The 18,174-nt window shown below is 68.0% G+C and carries 16 protein-coding genes; 9 read left to right on the top strand and 7 right to left on the bottom strand.

What is annotated here, in order from left to right; translation table 11 throughout:
- Positions 1 to 41 precede the first annotated feature (41 nt).
- Positions 42 to 884, bottom strand: coding sequence for an ABC transporter permease (locus ACFEMD_RS09680; protein WP_394740805.1), 843 nt, complete (start codon positions 882 to 884; stop codon positions 42 to 44).
- Positions 881 to 1,810, bottom strand: a complete 930-nt coding sequence (locus ACFEMD_RS09675) for an ABC transporter ATP-binding protein (RefSeq protein WP_394740804.1) — start codon at positions 1,808 to 1,810, stop codon at positions 881 to 883. The genes ACFEMD_RS09680 and ACFEMD_RS09675 overlap by 4 nt, the downstream gene beginning before the upstream one ends.
- Positions 1,811 to 1,964: 154 nt before the next feature.
- Here ACFEMD_RS09675 and ACFEMD_RS09670 point away from each other — a divergent pair, with 154 nt between their 5' ends.
- The 4 genes from ACFEMD_RS09670 to ACFEMD_RS09655 are packed head-to-tail and all read left to right on the top strand — an operon-like array spanning position 1,965 to position 6,628.
- Positions 1,965 to 2,735, top strand: coding sequence for an ABC transporter ATP-binding protein (locus tag ACFEMD_RS09670; RefSeq protein ID WP_394740803.1), 771 nt, complete (start codon positions 1,965 to 1,967; stop codon positions 2,733 to 2,735).
- Positions 2,732 to 4,060 carry an ABC transporter permease gene (locus tag ACFEMD_RS09665; protein WP_394740802.1) on the top strand — a complete coding sequence of 443 codons (1,329 nt, stop codon included), beginning with the start codon at positions 2,732 to 2,734 and terminating at the stop codon, positions 4,058 to 4,060. The genes ACFEMD_RS09670 and ACFEMD_RS09665 overlap by 4 nt, the downstream gene beginning before the upstream one ends.
- Before the next feature lie 47 nt (positions 4,061 to 4,107).
- Positions 4,108 to 5,427, top strand: coding sequence for an outer membrane protein assembly factor BamB family protein (locus tag ACFEMD_RS09660; protein ID WP_394740801.1), 1,320 nt, complete (start codon positions 4,108 to 4,110; stop codon positions 5,425 to 5,427).
- Positions 5,417 to 6,628, top strand: coding sequence for an outer membrane protein assembly factor BamB family protein (locus tag ACFEMD_RS09655; RefSeq protein WP_394740800.1), 1,212 nt, complete (start codon positions 5,417 to 5,419; stop codon positions 6,626 to 6,628). Before ACFEMD_RS09660 ends, ACFEMD_RS09655 begins: the two co-directional genes overlap by 11 nt.
- Positions 6,629 to 6,637: 9 nt before the next feature.
- Here the strand turns inward: ACFEMD_RS09655 and ACFEMD_RS09650 are convergent, their stop codons facing one another.
- On the bottom strand, positions 6,638 to 7,216 hold the full coding sequence (locus tag ACFEMD_RS09650) for a DUF5518 domain-containing protein (RefSeq protein WP_394740799.1): 579 nt from the start codon (positions 7,214 to 7,216) through the stop codon (positions 6,638 to 6,640).
- A 51-nt stretch (positions 7,217 to 7,267) separates the two neighbouring features.
- Complete coding sequence (locus ACFEMD_RS09645; protein WP_394740798.1) at positions 7,268 to 8,359, bottom strand: AI-2E family transporter; 1,092 nt, start codon at positions 8,357 to 8,359, stop codon at positions 7,268 to 7,270.
- Positions 8,360 to 8,463: 104 nt separating this feature from the next.
- Between ACFEMD_RS09645 and ACFEMD_RS09640 the strand changes: the two genes are divergently transcribed.
- Together ACFEMD_RS09640 and ACFEMD_RS09635 are read left to right on the top strand one after the other, a co-directional pair.
- The gene (locus tag ACFEMD_RS09640; protein ID WP_394740797.1) at positions 8,464 to 9,624 is read left to right on the top strand and encodes a thiamine ABC transporter substrate-binding protein; all 1,161 of its coding nucleotides are present in this window, start codon (positions 8,464 to 8,466) and stop codon (positions 9,622 to 9,624) included.
- 116 nt (positions 9,625 to 9,740) lie between these two features.
- Positions 9,741 to 10,049: a DUF7521 family protein gene (locus tag ACFEMD_RS09635; RefSeq protein ID WP_394740796.1), complete on the top strand. Its 309-nt coding sequence runs from the start codon at positions 9,741 to 9,743 to the stop codon at positions 10,047 to 10,049.
- Positions 10,050 to 10,142: 93 nt separating this feature from the next.
- Here ACFEMD_RS09635 and ACFEMD_RS09630 read toward each other — a convergent pair whose 3' ends face one another.
- Both ACFEMD_RS09630 and ACFEMD_RS09625 read right to left on the bottom strand, forming a co-directional pair.
- The gene (locus ACFEMD_RS09630) at positions 10,143 to 12,509 is read right to left on the bottom strand and encodes an ATP-dependent DNA helicase (RefSeq protein WP_394741050.1); all 2,367 of its coding nucleotides are present in this window, start codon (positions 12,507 to 12,509) and stop codon (positions 10,143 to 10,145) included.
- A gap of 97 nt (positions 12,510 to 12,606) precedes the next feature.
- On the bottom strand, positions 12,607 to 13,230 hold the full coding sequence (locus ACFEMD_RS09625) for a metal-dependent hydrolase (protein ID WP_394740795.1): 624 nt from the start codon (positions 13,228 to 13,230) through the stop codon (positions 12,607 to 12,609).
- Between the two features lie 121 nt (positions 13,231 to 13,351).
- On the opposite strand from ACFEMD_RS09625, the gene ACFEMD_RS09620 reads away from it, so the two are divergent.
- Positions 13,352 to 13,927 carry a DUF1684 domain-containing protein gene (locus ACFEMD_RS09620; RefSeq protein ID WP_394740794.1) on the top strand — a complete coding sequence of 192 codons (576 nt, stop codon included), beginning with the start codon at positions 13,352 to 13,354 and terminating at the stop codon, positions 13,925 to 13,927.
- Positions 13,928 to 14,206: 279 nt separating this feature from the next.
- Here the strand turns inward: ACFEMD_RS09620 and ACFEMD_RS09615 are convergent, their stop codons facing one another.
- Positions 14,207 to 14,887, bottom strand: a complete 681-nt coding sequence (locus ACFEMD_RS09615) for a class I SAM-dependent methyltransferase (protein ID WP_394740793.1) — start codon at positions 14,885 to 14,887, stop codon at positions 14,207 to 14,209.
- A gap of 235 nt (positions 14,888 to 15,122) precedes the next feature.
- Between ACFEMD_RS09615 and ACFEMD_RS09610 the strand changes: the two genes are divergently transcribed.
- Positions 15,123 to 16,286: an extracellular solute-binding protein gene (locus tag ACFEMD_RS09610; protein ID WP_394740792.1), complete on the top strand. Its 1,164-nt coding sequence runs from the start codon at positions 15,123 to 15,125 to the stop codon at positions 16,284 to 16,286.
- Positions 16,287 to 16,436: 150 nt separating this feature from the next.
- Positions 16,437 to 18,047: an ABC transporter permease gene (locus ACFEMD_RS09605; RefSeq protein ID WP_394740791.1), complete on the top strand. Its 1,611-nt coding sequence runs from the start codon at positions 16,437 to 16,439 to the stop codon at positions 18,045 to 18,047.
- Positions 18,048 to 18,174 lie beyond the last annotated feature (127 nt).

Here is an 18,174-nt window from a genome sequence, read left to right as displayed (position 1 = left end):
CCGCTCGAGCGATCACCGGCAAAACGCTGCAACGGTCCGTATCAGAGGTCGATCGACTCGAACCGCAGGATCCCGATCACGAGCGGGACGAGCGCCCACACGCCGAGCACGACGAACCCAAACCAGGGACGGGCGGCCAGCGGGAGCTCGTCGGTGCTTCCGTACATTCCGCTCATCGTCAGTCCGGACTCTCCGAGGACGGCGCCCAGCGCCGAGCCGTAGGCCGCGTCGGGCGACAGCGAGAGCAGCGTGACGTACCAGTCGGGGAACTCCTCGAGGAGGAACTGTCCCTCGACGGCGTACAACAGGAGCTGGACGAGGATCGACCAGGCGAACCAGAAGAAGACGATCAGGCCGAACGCGCCGATCGCCGCCTTCGTCGTCGAGCGGGTCATCGAGGAGAGCCCGACGCCAATACAGACGTAGACCAGTCCGAACAGCAGCGTCACGAGCGTGAAGCCGAGGTAGTCGACCAGCGAGACCGAGCCGACGAACGCGAACAGCCCGATCAGGCCGACGGCGAACCCGACGAGGATCGAGACCCCGACGACCCCGGTTCGGCCGAGGATCTTCCCGACCACGACGTCGCGCCGCGAGTGGGGCAGGCCGAGCAGGAACTTCAGGCTCCCGCTCTCGCGCTCGCCCGCGATCGCGGCGTAGCTGACGACGAGCGCGATGATCGGGACGAGATAGCTCGCGGGCGTCTGGAGCGCGATGATGAGATCGAGCGTCGTCTCGGCGCCACCGTCGAGCACCTCGGCGGCCCAGGAGGCCAGGTACGCTCCGCCGACGGTAAAGAGTCCGAACAGCGCCGTCAGGGCGAGCAGCGTCCGCGAGCGCACGGCGTCGCGGAAGTCCTTCTTGGCGACGGCGATCGCGCTCACGGCGCCACCTCCCGTTCCTCGGCGGTGTAGGCGACGAACAGGTCCTCGAGCGAGGACTCGTCGGTCTCGAAGTCCTCGACGGTGACGCCGTGGTCCTCGATGGTCCGCAGGACGGTCGTCTTCGCCTCGTCGGCGACGCTTACGACCAGCGTCGTCCCCTCCGCCTCGACCTCGGAGACGCCGTCGATCGACTCGACGGCCGAAAGCGCGGCCCCCGAGTCCTCGGGGATGCGATCGAGCCGCACCCGAAGCCGGGTTCGGTCGGGCACCGCGTCCTCGAGGCCGGCGATGGTGTCCTCGGCGATCAGTTCGCCGTCACGGAGGATCCCAACGCGGTCGCAGATCGCTTCCACCTGGCCGAGGACGTGCGAGGAGAAGAAGACGGTCGCACCGCGGCGGTTCTCCTCGCGGATGATCTCGCGCATCTCGCGGGCGCCGTTGGGGTCCAATCCTGTGGAGGGCTCGTCGAGAATCAGCAGGTCGGGCTCGCCGACCAGCGCGGTTGCGAGGGTGAGCCGCTGGGCCATCCCCTTCGAGTAGCCGCCGGCCTTCTTGTCGGCGGCGTCGGCGATCCCGACCCGCTCGAGCAGCTCGTCGGCGTCGTCGTCGGCCGCCTTGGATTCGATGGCGAACTCGACGTGCTGGCGCCCCGTCAGCCGATCGTAGAGTTCGATCCCCTCGGGCAGGATTCCGGTTCGCTCGCGGATCTCGAGGCTCGCGTCCTGGGCGTCCCGCCCGAACACCGATACCTCGCCCGCGGTCGGTCTGATGAAATCGAGCACGAGGTTGATCGTCGTCGACTTCCCCGCCCCGTTCGGCCCGAGAAAGCCGTACACCTCGCCCTCCCGGACCGTAAGGTCCAGTCCCTCGAGGGCGAGTTCGTCGCCGTACCGTTTGGTCACGTTCGAGATGTCGATTGCAGTCACGGTTTTATTTGCTGACTATTTACTTAGCAACTACATATGTTTTGCGTCGCCTACTAACAGGACTGTCCGGAGCACGATCCGACTCGAGAACACCGATTGCGGCGACCATCACCCGGATTGGAACCTTTTTCGCCAGGGAAGCCTTTGGAACACTATGACACGACCGGGCGCCGAGACCGAAGTGAACGGGGCGACGGCCGTCAGCCTCGAGGACGTCCGGAAGACCTACCAGCTCGGGGAGCCCGTCCACGCCCTCGACGGCGTCAGCCTCGAGGTTCCGAGAGGGTCCTACACCGCAATCATGGGACCGAGCGGCTCCGGGAAGTCGACGCTGATGAACCTCGTCGGCTGTCTCGACACGCCGACCGACGGGGCCGTCGTCGTCGACGGTTCGAACGTGGCGACCCTGAGCGAGCGGGAACGAACTACCCTCCGCGGGACGACGGTCGGCTTCGTCTTCCAGACGTTCAACCTCATGCCACGGCTGAACGCCGTCGAGAACGTCGCGCTGCCGCAGCTGTTCCAGGGGGTCGGCCGAGACGAGCGCCGCGAGCGAGCCCGGGAGCTGCTCGAGCGGGTCGGTCTCGGCGACCGCATCGATCACGTTCCGAACGAGCTCTCGGGCGGCCAGCGCCAGCGGGTCGCGCTCGCGCGTGCGCTGGTGAACGATCCGGCCCTCGTGTTGGCCGACGAACCCTCCGGGAACCTCGACACCGAAACCGAAGCCGAGGTGCTCGACCTCTTCGGCGAGTTCCACGACGCGGGGACGACGCTGGTCGTCGTCACCCACGAGCGCCACGTCGCCGAGCGCGCCGAGCGGATCGTCCACCTGCTCGACGGGAAGATCGAACGGATCGAGGAGCTCGAATCCACGAGCGACCCCGGCGAGCCGGCCGACGACGGTAGGGCGACGGAGGATCGATGAACCCGCTCGAGAGCCTGCGACTCTCCTGGCGCTCGATCCGGGGCCACAAGCTCCGGTCGGCGCTGACGACACTCGGCATCGTGATCGGGATCGCCGCGGTGATCGCGTTCGTCACCCTGGGCGCGAGCCTGCAGGCGGGGATCGTCGGCGACATCAGCCCGGACGACCAGCGCAACGTCTACGGCTGGGCGGCCGACCCCGACACCGAGGGCGGACCGCTTGCGGGCGCCCAGCCCGTCGTCAGCGGGGACGACCTCGAGTCGATCGAGGGGCTCGAGGCCGTCGACGCGGCCTACGGCTACGCGCCGATCCAGAGCCAGGCGGTCTCGAGCGGCGACGAACAGGTCGCTCAGGGCGACGGGGTGATCGCAACCGGCCCGTCTTACGTCCGCGAGGACACGCTCCGCGAGGGCCGACAGTTCGAGCCCGGCGAGCGCGAGGCGGTGCTCAACCCCGCCGCGGCGGGCCAGTTCGAGGAGAACGTCAGCGTCGGCGACGAGATCACGATCACGGTCCTCGGCGGCGAACAGGCGACCGCGGAGGTCGTCGGTATCACCGACAGCAACGAGGGGCTGAGCCCGTTCGAGGGGTTCGAGGCCTCCCCGCGGATCTACGTGCCGACCGATCCCTACTACGTCGAACAGGCCGGAGCCGCGGGGCTCGGCGACGAGGGACCGGCCGGAACGGGCGGGAGCGAGGACGTCGATGACGGAGGCGGCGAGGACGCCGCCGAAGCCGACGACGGCGACGCGCGCTTCATCGCGGTCATCGTCGAGGCCCACTCCGCCGACGAGGACGACGTCGACGCCGCCCGCGAGGCCGCGGTCGACTACCTCGAGAGCGACGACTCGGACGCGAGCGAGTTCCTCGACGAGGAGCTCGCGATGACGTTCCAGACCAGCGCCGAGTTGCTCCAGCAGCTCGAGGACGTCCTCGAGCTGTTACAGAACTTCATCGTCGGGATCGCGGCGATCTCCCTGCTCGTGGGCTCGATCGGGATCGCGAACATCATGCTCGTCAGCGTCACCGAACGCACTCGCGAGATCGGGATCATGAAAGCCGTCGGCGCCCAGAACCGCGACGTGCTGGGGCTGTTCCTCGCCGAGGCGGTGATCCTTGGCGTCGTCGGCGCGATCCTGGGAACCGCCCTCGGGCTGGCCGCGGGCTACCTCGGCGCGTGGTACATCGACCTGCCGCTGGTCTACCCCCTCGAGTACGTCGCGCTCGCGATCGCCGTCGGTGTCCTCGTGGGGATCCTCTCCGGGCTGTACCCCGCCTGGCGGGCGGCCCGGACGGATCCGATCGACGCGCTCCGGTACGAGTGACTGGCCGACCGACAAAGCATATAGCTCGGGTTTGGAATGCGGACGGTATGCAACGCCGACGCGTCCTCGCGGCGGTCTGCGGAGCCGGCACCGCCGGCTGTCTCGGCGAGGAGTGTCCGTCCCGGACGGACGCCGATCCGCCGCCGGAGAGCTGGCCGATGCCCGGGTTCGACGCCGCGAACACCGGCCTCGACCCCGACGGCGATTCGCCGCCGGACGATCCGCCCGAACGCTGGCGGTTCGACGCCTGGGAGCACGACGATCACGGGGGCGTCGCCAGCGCCCCCGTCGTCGACGACGAGCGAGTTTACGTCGTCTACGGCCTGTCCGCTCCCGACGACCGATTCCCCCCGGAACAGGACGACGAGGGCGCGGTGTTCGCACTCGAGGAGGCCACCGGCGAACTCGAGTGGGAACACTCGCTCTCGGATCCGAGCGGGGCGCCCGCGCTCGTCGGCGACGGCCTCGTCGTCGGCGACGGCGACGGGACGTTGACCCGACTCGAGCGCCGCGGCGGCGACGTCGTCTGGGAGACGGACCTCGGCGCGGCGGTTCGCACGCCCGCGGTCGCCGACGGCTGGTGTTACGTCCAGACCGACGACGGGCGCGTCTTCGCCGTCGACGTCGACACCGGAGAGCGGTGCTGGGACGACCGACAGAAAGGGATCCGTGATCGACTTGGATTGGGAGACGAGCATCGTGCGACGGGGCGACCCGCAGTGGGCGACGAGACGGTCGTCGTACTGACGGGATCGAACGACGACCCGCCCCCCTGGACGGTGCTCGTTCGCGGACTCGACAAGGAGTCCGGATCGGAGCGGTGGGCGATCGAACTCGAGGATCCCGCCCGTTCCAGCATGCTTCCCTCTCCCGCAGTCGCCGACGGAACCGTCTACGTCGCCGTTCCCGGCGAGCTACAGGCGCGGTCGGTCGAGGACGGGAGCCGCGAGTGGACGTTCGCGACCGGCGTCGACGCGACGAGTTCGCCGACCGTCGGCGAGGACGCGGTGTACCTCGGCGCGAAGAACGTCTACGCGGTCGATCGGGACACCGGCGAGGAGCGGTGGCGCCACGTGAATCTCGCTCCGGACGACGACGAGTCCTCGAGCGGAACCGATCGGACGCCGATCACGGGCGCCCCGGTCGTCGTCGGCGACCGCGTCCTCGTCGGGTTCGGCGCGCTCGATCGCGAGGACGGCGAGCACCGGTGGGGGGCGGTCGGCGACGACGAGGAGAGCGACTACTTCGAAGGCGGGTCGTTCGGCCGCGAGCTTCCGACCGACGGGCAAGCGGTCGCGAACGGCGCGCTCTACGCGACCACCCGATGGGGACGGCTCGCGAAATTCGGTGGTGACGATGCGTCGTAGAGCCGTCCTCGCGGCGGGCGCCTGCGCGATAACGGCGACGGGCGCGGGCTGTTTCGGCCGGGACTCGAGCGACCTCGAGACGTTCGACGGCGAGGTCAGCGTCGACCCGTCGCTGGCCCCGGAGCGAGGGTCGTGGGCCGTCGTTCACGGCGATCCGGCGAACACGCGGACCGTTCCCCCGGATGCGGTGCCGGAGCCGCCGCTGTCGGTCTCGTGGACCGAATCGTACGAGACCCACGTCGGTCACGTTCACCCGGTCGTTCGGGACGGAACCGTCGTCGCCTCGGACTTGGACGAGGGGCTGTTCGCGGTCGACGCCGAAACCGGGGAGCGGGAGTGGACGGTCACACTGGCCGACTTCGAGCCGCGGACCGCACCCGCGGTATTCGAGAACGGCGTCCTGATCGGCTCCCGATCGTCGGTCCGGGCGTTCGACCGGGACGGCGAGGAGCGCTGGCGGACCGAGGAGTCGGTTCGGTTCAGCTGGTCTCGGCCAGATCCAACCGTCGACGACGACGTTTTGCTGGCGAGTACACGCCTCGGCGTCGCCGCCCACGACCTCGAGGACGGCGACCGACGCTGGGAGCAACCGATCGGCGTGCGACCGACGGCGACCCCCGCGAGCCGGGACGGGACGATCTACCTCGGCGGCGGCGACGCGACACTCCACGCGCTCGAGGGCGAGACCGGCGACGTCCGCTGGCGGGCCAACGCCGACGACGAGCTCACGGCCGGACCGGCCGTCACGGGCGACGGCGTGTACGTCGGAACGGGGTCTGGAACGGTGATCGCGGTCGATTTCGACGGCGCCGTCCGGTGGCGGACCGAGGTCGCCGATCGCGACGTCGACGCCGTCGCCGTCGGGAACGGGATCGTCTGCGCGTCGGACGACGGGGGCGCGCTCACCGTCGTCGAGCCCGACTCGGGCGACCGCGTCTGGCGATCGGAGCGAGCCGTCTCCTCGTACGCGACCGGACCCGTGATCGGTTCCGGGCTGATCTTCGCTCGAGTGCGTCGCGACCGGGGTTCCGGATCGGGGAGTGGCGAGACGATCGGCGCGTTCGACGCCGAAAGCGGCGAGCTCGAGTGGCAGTACGACGGCGAGGCGAGGCCGACGAGCGGTCCCGCCGTGGAAGCCGGCGCGCTGTATCTCACGGGCCGCGAGGACGGCCAGACGTCGGCGCTCTTCGAATTCGTCTAGGAGCGGGCGCTACTCGTCTCGCTCGTGATCTCGGGTTTCGCGCCACCGCGAGGGATCGAGGTCGTCGTCCTCGGGGTCGTCGGCCGGTTCGTTTCGCGTCGGCCGATCCGAGTCGAGTCGATCGGCTCCCTCCGCGTCCCGCTCGCGCGGTCGCGTCCCGGAACGGGGGGACGGCTCCCGTCGCCTCCCGCCGAACGTCTCCCGCGTTCGCGCGTGTTTTCCGGGGTACTCTCGCGCGAGGTAGGCCCCGAGGTACCCGCCGAGTAGCGACAGGCCGACCGTGTAGACGAACGCGAACAGGACCCCGACGAGGATCAACAGGACGACGAACGCAAAGCCCTCCGCGGGTGCGGCGGCGACGCCGAACCCGAATCCGACGAAGCCGATTCCCAGCACGGCGACGGCGGCGATCGGGACGAACGTGATCGCGCCCGCGAGGGCACCGACGATCGCCCCGTCCCGGTCGTCCGGCCCCTCGAGAAACCCGGCGACAGCGCCGCCGACGACCGTCGAGAACGGGATAAAGGAGAGGACGATTCCGACGACGGCGCCGATGATCGCGTTGATGATCGTTCGGCCACTGACCATGGGCGATCGACGACGAGCAGGGAGAAAGGCGTGTTGGCTGGTTCGACCCGATCAGTCGTTGGTCGAAGCCTCGGACTCCACGTCGGCACTCGGCGCTCGCGTGCCGTCCTCGAGGTCCGGCGGTGCGAGCTCCGCGAGGCTTACGTCCCCGTTGACCTCGTCGGCGAGCAGCTCGACCGCCTCGACGAAGATCGCGACGATCAGCGGGCCGACGACGATCCCGATCGCACCGAGGGTGAAGAGTCCGCCGGTAAACCCGACGAAGTAGAGGCTTCCCGGCAGTCCGGCCGAGCGGCGGGCGAGGCGGGGTCTGACGGCGATGTCGGGCAGCCAGGCGACGAGCCCGATGCCGAGGACGCCGACCAGCGCGGCCGCGACGACGTCGCCCGCGACGACGTGGTAGAGCGCGATCGGCGCGATCAACAGGCTCGGACCGATGATCGGCACGAACTGTAAGATTGCGGCGAACAGCGCGAGGGTGAACGCCATTTCGTAACCGAGCAGGTGAAACAGCGGGTAGCCGATCAGGAGCGAGGTCACCGACGTCGCGAGCTGCAGCACGTAGATCGCGTACAACGTCTCTCGAGCCCGGACGGCGAGCGCTCGGACGATTCCTCTGTACTCGTGGGGGACGGGTGCGATCGCGGCGCGTGCGGCGGCGTCGCCCCTGTAAAGCAGCGCGAACAGCAGGATGACGAACAGCGCGAACTTGATCGCGAGGACGGGCAACGACGAGGCCAGCGAAACGGCCACGTCGCGGAGGAACGAGACCGCCAGCGCCTGGACCTCCCGCGTCTCGATCGTGTACGTCATCTCGAGAACCGTCACCGGGATCTCGGCCGGTACCCCCTCGACGAGGGCGATCACCTCGTCGACCCGGAAGTACAGCGTGAGGACGATCGGCGCGAACACTGCGGTCGCGCTCACGAACCCGACGAGCGTCGCGCCGACGGCGGCGGTCCACTCGCCGAGGCCGCGCCTGACCAGCCACCCCTGAACCGGCACCAGCACGTACGCGACCGTCAGCGCAAAGAGGATCGTTCCGAGCACCTCGAGCAGGATCGCGCCGGTCAGCAGGCCGAGGACCGCGACGACGCCGCCGAGCACGTGGCGCCGCCGCGGCGAGTTCGTGGTGGCTGTCACAGGGGCCGATCGCCGTCGACCGTCAAAGCCTTTCTGTGATGGGGCCCCTCGGTATCCGGCGGCCGATCCCGGCGCTTAAGACGACACGGTGTGTGGCTCCCAGCATGAATCGGCGTTCGGTCGTGCGGACCGTCGGCGTCGGAGCGCTCGCCGGGATGGCCGGCTGTTCCTCCCCCGTCGGGGACGACGATGAGGACGATGACGACGAAGACGGCGAGAACGAGGGCGAGGAGGCGACCGACGCGACCGAGCGCGACGACACCGAGCCGGACGAGCCCGACCTCGAGGGGACGTTCCGGGTGGCGACGACCGAGTCGATGGTCGTCGGCGAGCGGGCCGTCGGCGAGTGGATCAAGGAGGCCTTCGAGGAGGAGTTCCCCGACGCCGAACTCCAGTGGACGATTCCGGAGGCCGGTCTCGACCACTACCGCAGACGGGCCGAGCAGGACGCGGAGATCGACGCCGACGTCTACCTCGGACTCACGCCGCCGGATCTCGCCGGACTCGACGCCGACCTCGCGTCGCACTCCCTGTTTCGGGAACTCGGCACCGATCGGCTTCCGACAACCGAGCGCATCCGAGACGGCCTCGAGTTCGGCGATCCCTCGGGACGCGCCGTTCCGGTCGGCGTCCGGTACAGCTGTCTGTGGTACGACGAGAGCGAACTCGACGGACCCGACGAACTCACCGACCTGCTCGACGACGAGTATGAGGAGCGCCTGCTCGCCCCGCGTCCCGATCGCTCCGACGCCGGCCTCGCCTTCCTGCTCTGGACGGTCGAGGTGGTCGGCGACGACGGCTATCGCCGCTACTGGGGCGATCTCGAGGAGAACGGACTCGAACTCGTCGACGACTGGATAGCGTCGACGGCCGCGTTCGCCGACGGCGATCACCCGCTCACGGTCGGCTACTCGACCGACGCCGCCTTCGCCGAGCGCGAGGGGTGGGAGGTCGACGACTGGGAGCTCGCCTTCCCGGACGAACAGGGGTACGAGACGCCGATCGGCGCGGCCGTCTTCGAGGACGCCGAGGAGGTGGATCTCGCCTACGACTTCCTGAACTTCCTGCTCTCGAGCGACGTTCAGGCCGCGTTCGCCGAGCGTCACTCCGCGATGCCGGCGCTCAGTCGAGCGTTCCTCGAGCTGGACGAGCCGTTCGAGGAGACCGCGGCGGTTCCGGCCGACCCCGTCTCAGTCGGGTACGATCGGCTCCGCTCCGACCTCGAGCAGTGGGTCGACGAGTGGGCGGAGACCGTCGCGGAGTAACGGACCCGAACGGTTCCACTCGAGTGGGAACCGGCCACCCGACTGAAGTACCACCGTGACCCAGCGGCGAACGAACGCGTTCTCGAGCGGTACTCCCGCTCGGGAAGCGGGGACCCATGAACGAATACAGCGTCCTTATCGCAGCCGCGAACACGGCAACGTTGCTCACCGGCGGCGCGGTCGCCGTCCTCGCTTACCGTGCGTTCCGACGGACCGGCGCCGGACCCCTCCGGGCGGTCGCCATCGGATTCGGACTGCTCGTCGCCGGGTCGGTTCTCGGTGGAGTCGTCCACCTCGTCGCCGGCCGGATCGCACTCGGGGTCGCCGTCCAGAGTTCGTTCACCGCCGGCGGCTGTACGGTCCTGCTGTACTCGCTGTACGCGGAGACGACGACCAGAACCGTCACGGTGCGGAAATCGCCGTGAGTCGAGCGTCGACCGCCCACATCGGGTCTGCCCGGTCGAAAGCGAGTAACCGACCACGGGTCGAGTGGCCCGTGGAGCGCTCGCTGTTTTTCTCTAGAGCCGCGACCGGAACCGATCGAGGCCCAGCTCGAGCATATCGGGGCTGACAGGCTGGAACTCGCCGTCGTCGGGGAGGTACTCCCGCACCGAGTCCCAGCTGTCCCGCGCGTAGCGCTCGTCGAGCAACACCCGAACGCCGACGTCCTCGGCCGAGCGGATGACCCGCCCGACGGCCTGGCGGGTCTTCCGGACCGCCGGGATCGTCAGCGCGTACTCGAACCCGTCGCCGAAGGCGTCGTCGTAGGCCCGACGGACGGCCGTCGTTCGCGGGCTCGAGGTGTTGACGATCGGGACGCCACAGACCACGGCGGCCGAGAGTCGGTCGCCGCTGTAGTCGACCCCCTCGGTGAGCGTCCCCCGCAGACTCGTGACGAGCACCTTTCCCTCACCCGCGAAGAAGTCGTTCTTGAGCGACTGGGTCGTTTCGTCGTCGCTCGCGGCGTCGAGCAGGACGGGTTTGTCGATCCGGTCCTCGAGGGCACCCGCGATCCACTCGGCTTCCGCGTAGCTTGGCATCCCGACGAGGACGTTGCCGGGGAGCCGGGCGACCCTCGCGACGGCGTCGGCGTAGTGGGTGCGCGTCGGGTTGGTCTCGCCGGGTCGACCCCGGTTGTCGTAGGTGAACTTCGGCGCGGCCACCGCGAAGCTCTCGCGGTTCTCCTCGGGGAAGTGCAGGCCGTACTGGCGTTCGACGACCGGACGGTCCTCCTCATCGGCGAGGTAGTCGAGTCCCGTCACCTCGGTGAACGCGTCGACTGGCTCGAGGGTCGCGCTCATCAGGATTCCACCGCCAAACGCCGCCAGCCGGTCGCCGATGGCGTCGCTGGGGACACAGTTGTGCAGGGCGAGGCGAGCGGTGTAGGCTCGCCGCCAAGAGTCGGCCGGCTCGGTCTCGTCCCAGGTGCGCTCGAGTTCGATCTCCCGGAAGTAATCGGTGTGGTCCCGGCGGTACCACTCGCCGAGAACGCGACCGACGGCGGGCGCCGCCCGGGTTCGGTCCTCGTCCTCGGCCTCGTTCAACACGCGCTCGACGACGGCACCGACGTTCTCGGCCCGGACCCAGACGGCATCGCTGTAGCCCGCGTCGGCGGCCCACTCGGTGAGCTCGTCGACGGCCGGTTCCTGCGGGTCGCGCAGGGGAATCTCGGCGTCCGAGAGCTCGGTCGGATTCGACTGCCATCCCCTGTGGTTCCGGTCGAGGTAGGCGGTGACGCGGCGGTCGAGTTCCTCCCGGAGGTCCCGAACGAACTCGAGGGTGCGGGACAGCTCCTCGAAAGAGACGTCGCTGTCCTCGAGTTCGCCCCGAACCAGGTCGGCGTCGGCGGTCTTCGATCCGCCCTGGGCCTCTCGGCCCTCGCGCTCGAACCTGATCGGCTGGAGCACTCGAGAGAGCTCCGTCTCGGCGTCCCGGAGGCGCTGATCCGCGACGCCGTCGCTGACCAGATCGCGCACGCGGGGCTCGAGCATGTGGGCCTCGTCGCAGACGACGAACGTCGAGTCGTCGAGCAGGGCCCCCGTAAAGGCGGTCGTCGTGGTCGGGTCGAACGCGTGGTAGTAGTTGCCGAGGACGACCTCGACGTGGCCTAGCGCCGCGCCCATCACGGAGTGTGGGCAGGTGCCGTTGCGGACCGAGCGCGAGACGAGATCGTCGGGAGTCAACATCCCGGCGTCGGTGAAATCGAAGGGAACCGCCTCGGCGGGATCGCCGTCCTCCTCGTCGGGCAGGTCCTCGAGGTACTGGGCGTAGAACGGGCAGTACTCCGTCTCGGCGCCGACCGCGCCGCCGTCGCCGTAGGTCGGCATCTCCGGCGGGTAGGCCGCCGTTTCTCCGGCGGTCTCGAGGAACCGTCCCGTCGATCCCGTCGATCCGCTGTCGGCGAGGCCGGTCTGTTGCTGGCGAGCGCGGGCGGTCAGCGTGCCCGCGGTCGTCTCGCCGCCCTCGCCCGTGAGGTCGCGGGTGCGCTCGCGCAGGCTCTCGCAGCGATCGTAGACGTTGCCGTCGTCGATTCCTCCTGCACCGGCGCGGTTGTACGGACAGACGTCGGCCTTCCCGACGAGGGTTAGCCCCGAGACGGGGTTCCAGTCGTCGGGCAGGTTCGCGTTGATCGTCTCGAGGTCGGCCTCGAACTGGCGAAGCTGCTGTTTGACGCTCGTGAGGACGAGGACGCGCTCGTAGTCGGTATCGGGGTCGCGAACGAGGTCGATCCCGGCGGTGAGCGCGATCATCGTCTTCCCGGTCCCACAGGCCCCCTCGACGACGGTGTAGCCGCCGCCTCGAGCCGTCTCGACCGCAGTCTCGATACCGTCGACCTGCTCGTCGTAGGGTTGGGGGTGGCCGAAGATCGAGCGCCAGTCGGTCATTCCTGCCGTACTCATCGTCGGTCGCTCATAGCGTTGACGGACCGTAGCCGCGCTTTGGGATATAAACCTCGGGACGGAGGACCGACGCCAGCTCGCGTCAGCGGCTTCGGGAGTCGGTTACCAGCTCGACCGATCGCTCGAGCCCGCGCTTGACCGCGAGGACCGACTCACGGAGGACCGGTGCGCCGTCGTAGAGCCACAGGAGGGCGGCGAAGCCGGTCGCACCGAGCATGACCAGGGCGTACGTCGACGGGTCGTCGGAGAACAGCTCCTGGTGGTAGGTCCCCAGGAGGACGAAGAACTGGTCGGCAAAGCCGGTGTGTTCGTGGGCGTGGAGGTGGACCTCGTCCTGGCGGAACGGCCACAGCACGATCCAGAAGCTGAGGTGATCGTCCCGGACGTAGCCGTCGACGATGTCGGCGGGCAGATGTAGCAGGTAGCCGACGGCGAACGCGAGCCCGGCTCGAGGACGGCCGTACGTCCGGGCGAGTGCGCCGACGGCGATCGACAGGGGAACGGCGAAGAAGATCGAGTGGCCGATCGCGTAGCCGACCTCGAAGACGCCGAACTCCCAGGCTAGGGGTTTGTCGATCAGGTCGGGGAGCACGGAGGCGAAGACGACCGCGAACGCCTCGAGTCCCCCCGGCGAGTCGCGGTAGTAGGCGTGGCAGAACAGTGAGTACGCGACGTACCCCATGATCGCATGTTCCCACGGCCACATACCTCGCCCTCGGGTCTCGGGGATAATAACCCTTCCTGGGTAGTTAGTAACAATCGTCGTATACGTGTCGGGCGCGACGGCGGAGCACAACGCCTTCCCCGTTCGGTTTCCAACTGGCCGTATGACCGATTCGATCGACGTCGAGGAGTGGCGCGCGGAACTCGAGGCAAAGCGCGCCGAGAAGAACGACTTCTTCGCCGAACACCCCCAGTCGCCGGTGCCGCCCGAGGACCGCGAGGAGTTCGAGGGGCTGGATTACTTCGAGCCGGATCCGACCTATCGAGTGACTGCAACCGTAACCGCCCACGACGATCCGGAGGTCGTCCTGATGGACACCACGGCGGGTCGAGAGATGCGCTACCTTCGGGCGGCGACGCTCGAGTTCGAGTTGGATCGCGAGGACGAGGACCTCGAGGACGGCGCGTTCGAGCTGGCGGCCTACCAGCTCGAGAGCCCGAACGAGGAGCCCTACTTCGTCCCGTTCCGAGACAAGACGACGGGCCAGCAGACCTACGAGGGCGGGCGGTACATGGAGCTTGCCGCGGACCGGGACCTCGAGACCGGCGACGAGCTGGTCGTCGATTTCAACCTCGCGTACACGCCGTTCTGTGCCTACAGCGAGACGTTCGACTGTCCCCTTCCCCCCGAAGAGAACTGGCTCGAAGTGACGATTCCGGCCGGCGAGCGATTCGAGTAGCGCTACTCGCCGGGGGCAGTGAGACCGCCGTACAGCACGGACGCCGACAGCGTCGTTCGCGTTGTTCGGGCGAGGGGCCGTGGCTCTCGTCGCGTTCCGCTGCAGACTGGTCGATCTCGTCCTCGTCCGTACCGTCACGTTCGATCGGCGTTTCGGCAGTCGCCTCGTTGTCGCTGGCCGCCGTCCCGGAAGAAGAGCTACCGTCCCGAGTAGAAAACCGACGGGACGTTCGAACGGTCGAGTGGAAATCAAGGGGTTCGACCGGAGCGTCGACCCAAATCAGGGGGCGACCCCGACCGTGAGCAGGGTGCCGTACTCCCGGTAGCGCTCGACCATCGCCTCGCGGGTGTCCCAGTCCTCGAGCGGGAACTCCGCTTCGCTGGGGATCGTGATCTCCCGGTCGGGGACGTTGTCCTGTTCGGCGACCGAGAGGCCCGCCGAGCGGAACGCCTCGCGGTACTGGTCGCGGTCCCAGCGGGTCATCTCGACGGCGATGTTGTCCTGCCACTCGTGGGAGTGGACGTTCTCCTCGTAGTAGTTGACCGCACAGTAGAACGTCCCACCCGGCCGGAGGATGCGTGCGATCTCCTCGAGGGTCTCGTGGGGGTCGGCGGCGTAGTAGAAGGCCTCCATCGACCAGACGTGATCGATGGAGTCGTCGGCAAAGGGCAGGGCGCCGAAGTCGCCGACGACGTAGCCGACCTGCGGATCGTCGGTGTAGCCCGCAGCGTTGTGTGCCATCTCGGGCGAGCCGTCGAGTCCGTAGATTCGACCGGCGTCCTTGGTGTCTCGCAGCGCACGACCCGCGTAGCCGCTGCCACAGCCCAGGTCGAGAACCGTGTCGCCCGGTTCGACGGGCATTCGCGCGAGCGCGTGTTTGGCGGTGTGCCAGTGGCGTTCCTCCATTCCCCTGTCGCGACCGCTCGTAGCCCACTCGTCGAACTCCTCGCGTACGCTCATACCGACTCGTTTCCGCCAGAGGGCCAAAACCGGTTCGGCTCTCGCCCCGGAAGACGGGGATCACCGACAGGCTCTTTAGGTTGGCCTAAAAAGATGGGGTGGAGGTTTAGGTCGGCCGAAATCCGTGGGCATCGGATTCGGGCCGAACGGGAAGCGGTAGCTACCCCGACCTCTCGGCCCTTCTGACGGGAACAATCGGAAGGTATTAGTGTTTTAGGCTAACCTAAAACTAGATATGCACCAGCGAGACGACGATCGAACGCAGCGAACGGCGACCGGACGGCGACGATTTCTCGCGGCGACGGGGGTGTCGGTCGCAGGGCTCGCGGGACTCGCAGGCTGTCTCGGCGACGACGGCGAAAGCGCCGGGGCGGTCGCCGACGTCGGTCCCCGCGAGGCGTCGGTCGACTCCGAGGCCGTCTCCTGGGACGACCTGGGCGACCTCGAGGGCGAGCTGACGATCTACTCCGGGCGCACCCGAGACCAGATCGATCCCGTCTTCGTCGCGCTCGAGGAGGAGTACGACGGGCTGACGCTCAACGTCGACTACGACGACAACGACGTGCAGGTCAACCAGATCCTCCAGGAGGGCGACGCCGTCGCGGCGGATCTGATGTACTCACAGGATCCGGGCGCGCTGGCCGAGCTCGAGCGCGAGGGTGCCGTCCAGCAACTGCCCGAGGACGTCGTCGACGCCGTTCCGGAGAGCTACCACGAACCGGACGGTTACTGGACCGGCGTCTCCGGTCGGGTTCGCTCGATTCTGTACAACACCGAGCGCTGGGACGGCGACGGCGACGACTTTCCGACCGACATCATGGAGTTTGCGACCGACGACCGATTCGAGGGGATCATCTCGACGCGGCCCAACTCCGGAACCTTCCGAGGGTTCATCCAAGCGATGGTCGAACTCGAGGGCGAGGAGGAAACTCGCGAGTGGGTCCGGGCGATGGTCGAGGACCAGGACATCCAGCTGTTCTCAGGCGGGTCGGATCAGGCGGAGGCCATCGAGAGGGGTGGCGATGACGACCCGGTCGTCGCACTCGGAAACAGCTACTACGCCGCCCGTATCCTCAACGAAGACCCCGACGCGACGATCGACGTGGCGTTCACCGAGAACGATCCCGGCTGTCTGTTCAGCGTCGCGGGCGTCGGCGTCACGAACGACGTGGAGGATCCCGAGCTCGTCGCGGAGTTCGTCCGTCACCTGCTGGCTGAGGAGGGCCAGGAGTTCATGATGGACGCAAATGGAGAGTACCCCGTCGTCGAGAACGTCGACTACGTCGGCGACCTCCCCGACCTCGAGGAGCTCGAGCCGCCGGAGTTCGACTTGAGCGACTTCGACATGGATCTCGAGGAGACCCAGGACCTCCTCAGCGAGGAAGGGATGACGGTCTGACGCGGCTGTAAGCATATACCCAGTCAGAGACGCCGTGGCTGTCGCTTTTCGGCTTCTCACACCTCGGGAACGCTTCGGGGGATTTAGGAGCGCCTAGCTCCAAGGGCCGACCACGTCCACGGCTCCGCCGATCCGGGCAGACGATCTACAATGAAACCACCTACGGACTATCTCGGTTCCTCGCGGAGACTCGAGTCGGTACAGGATCGACTCGGGAACACCGACCGTTCGATGACGATCCTGGCACTTCTGAGCGGTCTCGTCGCGTTTCTCGTCGTCTCCCCGATGTTCTGGCTGTTCTGGCAGGCGACGACGGTCGAGGCTACGCGCGCGTACGACCTCGTCGTCTCCTCGCGGACGGCCTGGATCACGATCAACAGTATCACGCTGATGGTGCTCGTCACCGTGTTTTCGATCCTGCTCGGCGTTCCACTCGCCATGTTGACGACGAGAACGGACCTCCCGTACCCTCGACTCTGGACGATCGTCGCCGCGCTGCCGCTCGTGATCCCGAGCTACATCGGCGCGATCGCGTTCGCGGGAATGTTCGGTCCGGGCGGCGAGATCGATACGCTGTTCGGTGTGACGATCCCGCGCGTCGACGGCCTGTCGGGAGCGGTGTTGATCATCACGCTGTACACCTACCCCTACGTGTTCCTGACGACCCGCGCCGCGTTGCTGTCGATGGACAACTCGCTCGTCGACGCGGCTCGGACGCTCAACGCTGGCCCCCTCGAGGCCTTCCGTCGCGTCACGTTCCCGCAGATTCGGCCGGGAATCGCGGCCGGCGCGTTGCTCGCGGCCCTCTATGCGATCTCGGATTTCGGAACGCCGGCGTTCATGCAGGCCGACGTCTTCACGAGCACGATCTACTGGGAGTTCAGCAACTTCGCCGTCGAGTACGCGGCGTTGCTCGCGCTACAGCTAATCGCGATCGTTGCGATCGTTCTCGTCATCGAAGCGGGTATCGGCCGCGACGAGGACGTCGCCGGCGGGACGGCGAAAGGCAGCGTCGTTCGTCTCGGCCGCTGGAAGTGGCCGGCGATGGGGTTCGTCTCGTTTATCGGCTTTCTTACGCTCGCCGTCCCGGTCGCGATCTTCACGAACTGGCTGTTCCGCAGCGAGGGCGATCCCATTCCGTCACTCGAGTTCCAGCCCGAGTTCGCGTTCAACTCGGTATACCTCGCCCTGCTGGCCGCGCTGGTCGCGTGCCTCTTCGCGCTGCCGGTCGCGTACTACTCCGGCCGATCGAGCTCGCTCGTCTCGCGGATCCTCGAGCGAGCGACCTACGTCGGCTTCGCCGTCCCCGGCGTCGTCATCGGACTCGCGCTCGTCTTCCTCGGTACCAGGACCCTCCCCTCGTTCTATCGGGAGGGCGTCGCCCTGCTCGTGTTCGCGTACGTCGTCCGATTCCTTCCGCAGGCGGTCGGCACCGTCCGGTCGTCGGTCCTGCAGATCGACGACAAGACGATCGAGGCCGCCCGCACGCTCAACGCCGGGCGTCTCGAGACGTTCCGTCGGATCACGCTGCCGTTGATCATGCCCGGGCTAATCGCCGGCGGCGTCCTCGTCTTCCTGACGACGATGAAGGAGCTACCGGTGACCCTGATGCTCCAGCCCGTCGGAATGGACACGCTCGTCTCGATCATCTGGGGCGCACAGGACGCGCTGGCCTATCGGTACGCGGCCGTCCCCGCCCTCCTGTTGGTGGTGATCTCCGGGCTCTCGATGCTCGTGCTCCTCCGTCAGGAGGAGGTGTAATCGACGGCCGAAAGCTCCCGATCGTCAGCACGGCAATTCCGGTCTCCCCCTCGTTTCGACTCGAAGAGTGGACCGGCGGTGTGGTTCGGGAACGGCCGTCGCGTGCTGTGGGACGACATATCCTCAG

It is taken from the genome of Natronococcus roseus (genome assembly GCF_043677095.1).
In the GTDB taxonomy this organism is placed as follows: Archaea; Halobacteriota; Halobacteria; order Halobacteriales; family Natrialbaceae; genus Natronococcus; species Natronococcus roseus.
The sequence above is the reverse complement of the archived record's forward strand: the minus strand, read 5'-3'. Positions and strand labels throughout refer to the sequence as shown.

What these genes read in the sequence shown, in the direction of transcription:
- ACFEMD_RS09605 (WP_394740791.1), top strand. Translation starts at nt 16,437, where the DNA reads ATGAAACCACCTACGGACTATCTCGGTTCCTCGCGGAGACTCGAGTCG.
- ACFEMD_RS09660 (WP_394740801.1), top strand. Translation starts at nt 4,108, where the DNA reads ATGCAACGCCGACGCGTCCTCGCGGCGGTCTGCGGAGCCGGCACCGCC.
- ACFEMD_RS09640 (WP_394740797.1), top strand. Translation starts at nt 8,464, where the DNA reads ATGAATCGGCGTTCGGTCGTGCGGACCGTCGGCGTCGGAGCGCTCGCC.
- ACFEMD_RS09625 (WP_394740795.1), bottom strand. Translation starts at nt 13,230, where the DNA reads ATGTGGCCGTGGGAACATGCGATCATGGGGTACGTCGCGTACTCACTG.
- ACFEMD_RS09630 (WP_394741050.1), bottom strand. Translation starts at nt 12,509, where the DNA reads ATGACCGACTGGCGCTCGATCTTCGGCCACCCCCAACCCTACGACGAG.
- ACFEMD_RS09650 (WP_394740799.1), bottom strand. Translation starts at nt 7,216, where the DNA reads ATGGTCAGTGGCCGAACGATCATCAACGCGATCATCGGCGCCGTCGTC.
- ACFEMD_RS09610 (WP_394740792.1), top strand. Translation starts at nt 15,123, where the DNA reads ATGCACCAGCGAGACGACGATCGAACGCAGCGAACGGCGACCGGACGG.
- ACFEMD_RS09665 (WP_394740802.1), top strand. Translation starts at nt 2,732, where the DNA reads ATGAACCCGCTCGAGAGCCTGCGACTCTCCTGGCGCTCGATCCGGGGC.
- ACFEMD_RS09655 (WP_394740800.1), top strand. Translation starts at nt 5,417, where the DNA reads ATGCGTCGTAGAGCCGTCCTCGCGGCGGGCGCCTGCGCGATAACGGCG.
- ACFEMD_RS09620 (WP_394740794.1), top strand. Translation starts at nt 13,352, where the DNA reads ATGACCGATTCGATCGACGTCGAGGAGTGGCGCGCGGAACTCGAGGCA.
- ACFEMD_RS09670 (WP_394740803.1), top strand. Translation starts at nt 1,965, where the DNA reads ATGACACGACCGGGCGCCGAGACCGAAGTGAACGGGGCGACGGCCGTC.
- ACFEMD_RS09635 (WP_394740796.1), top strand. Translation starts at nt 9,741, where the DNA reads ATGAACGAATACAGCGTCCTTATCGCAGCCGCGAACACGGCAACGTTG.
- ACFEMD_RS09615 (WP_394740793.1), bottom strand. Translation starts at nt 14,887, where the DNA reads ATGAGCGTACGCGAGGAGTTCGACGAGTGGGCTACGAGCGGTCGCGAC.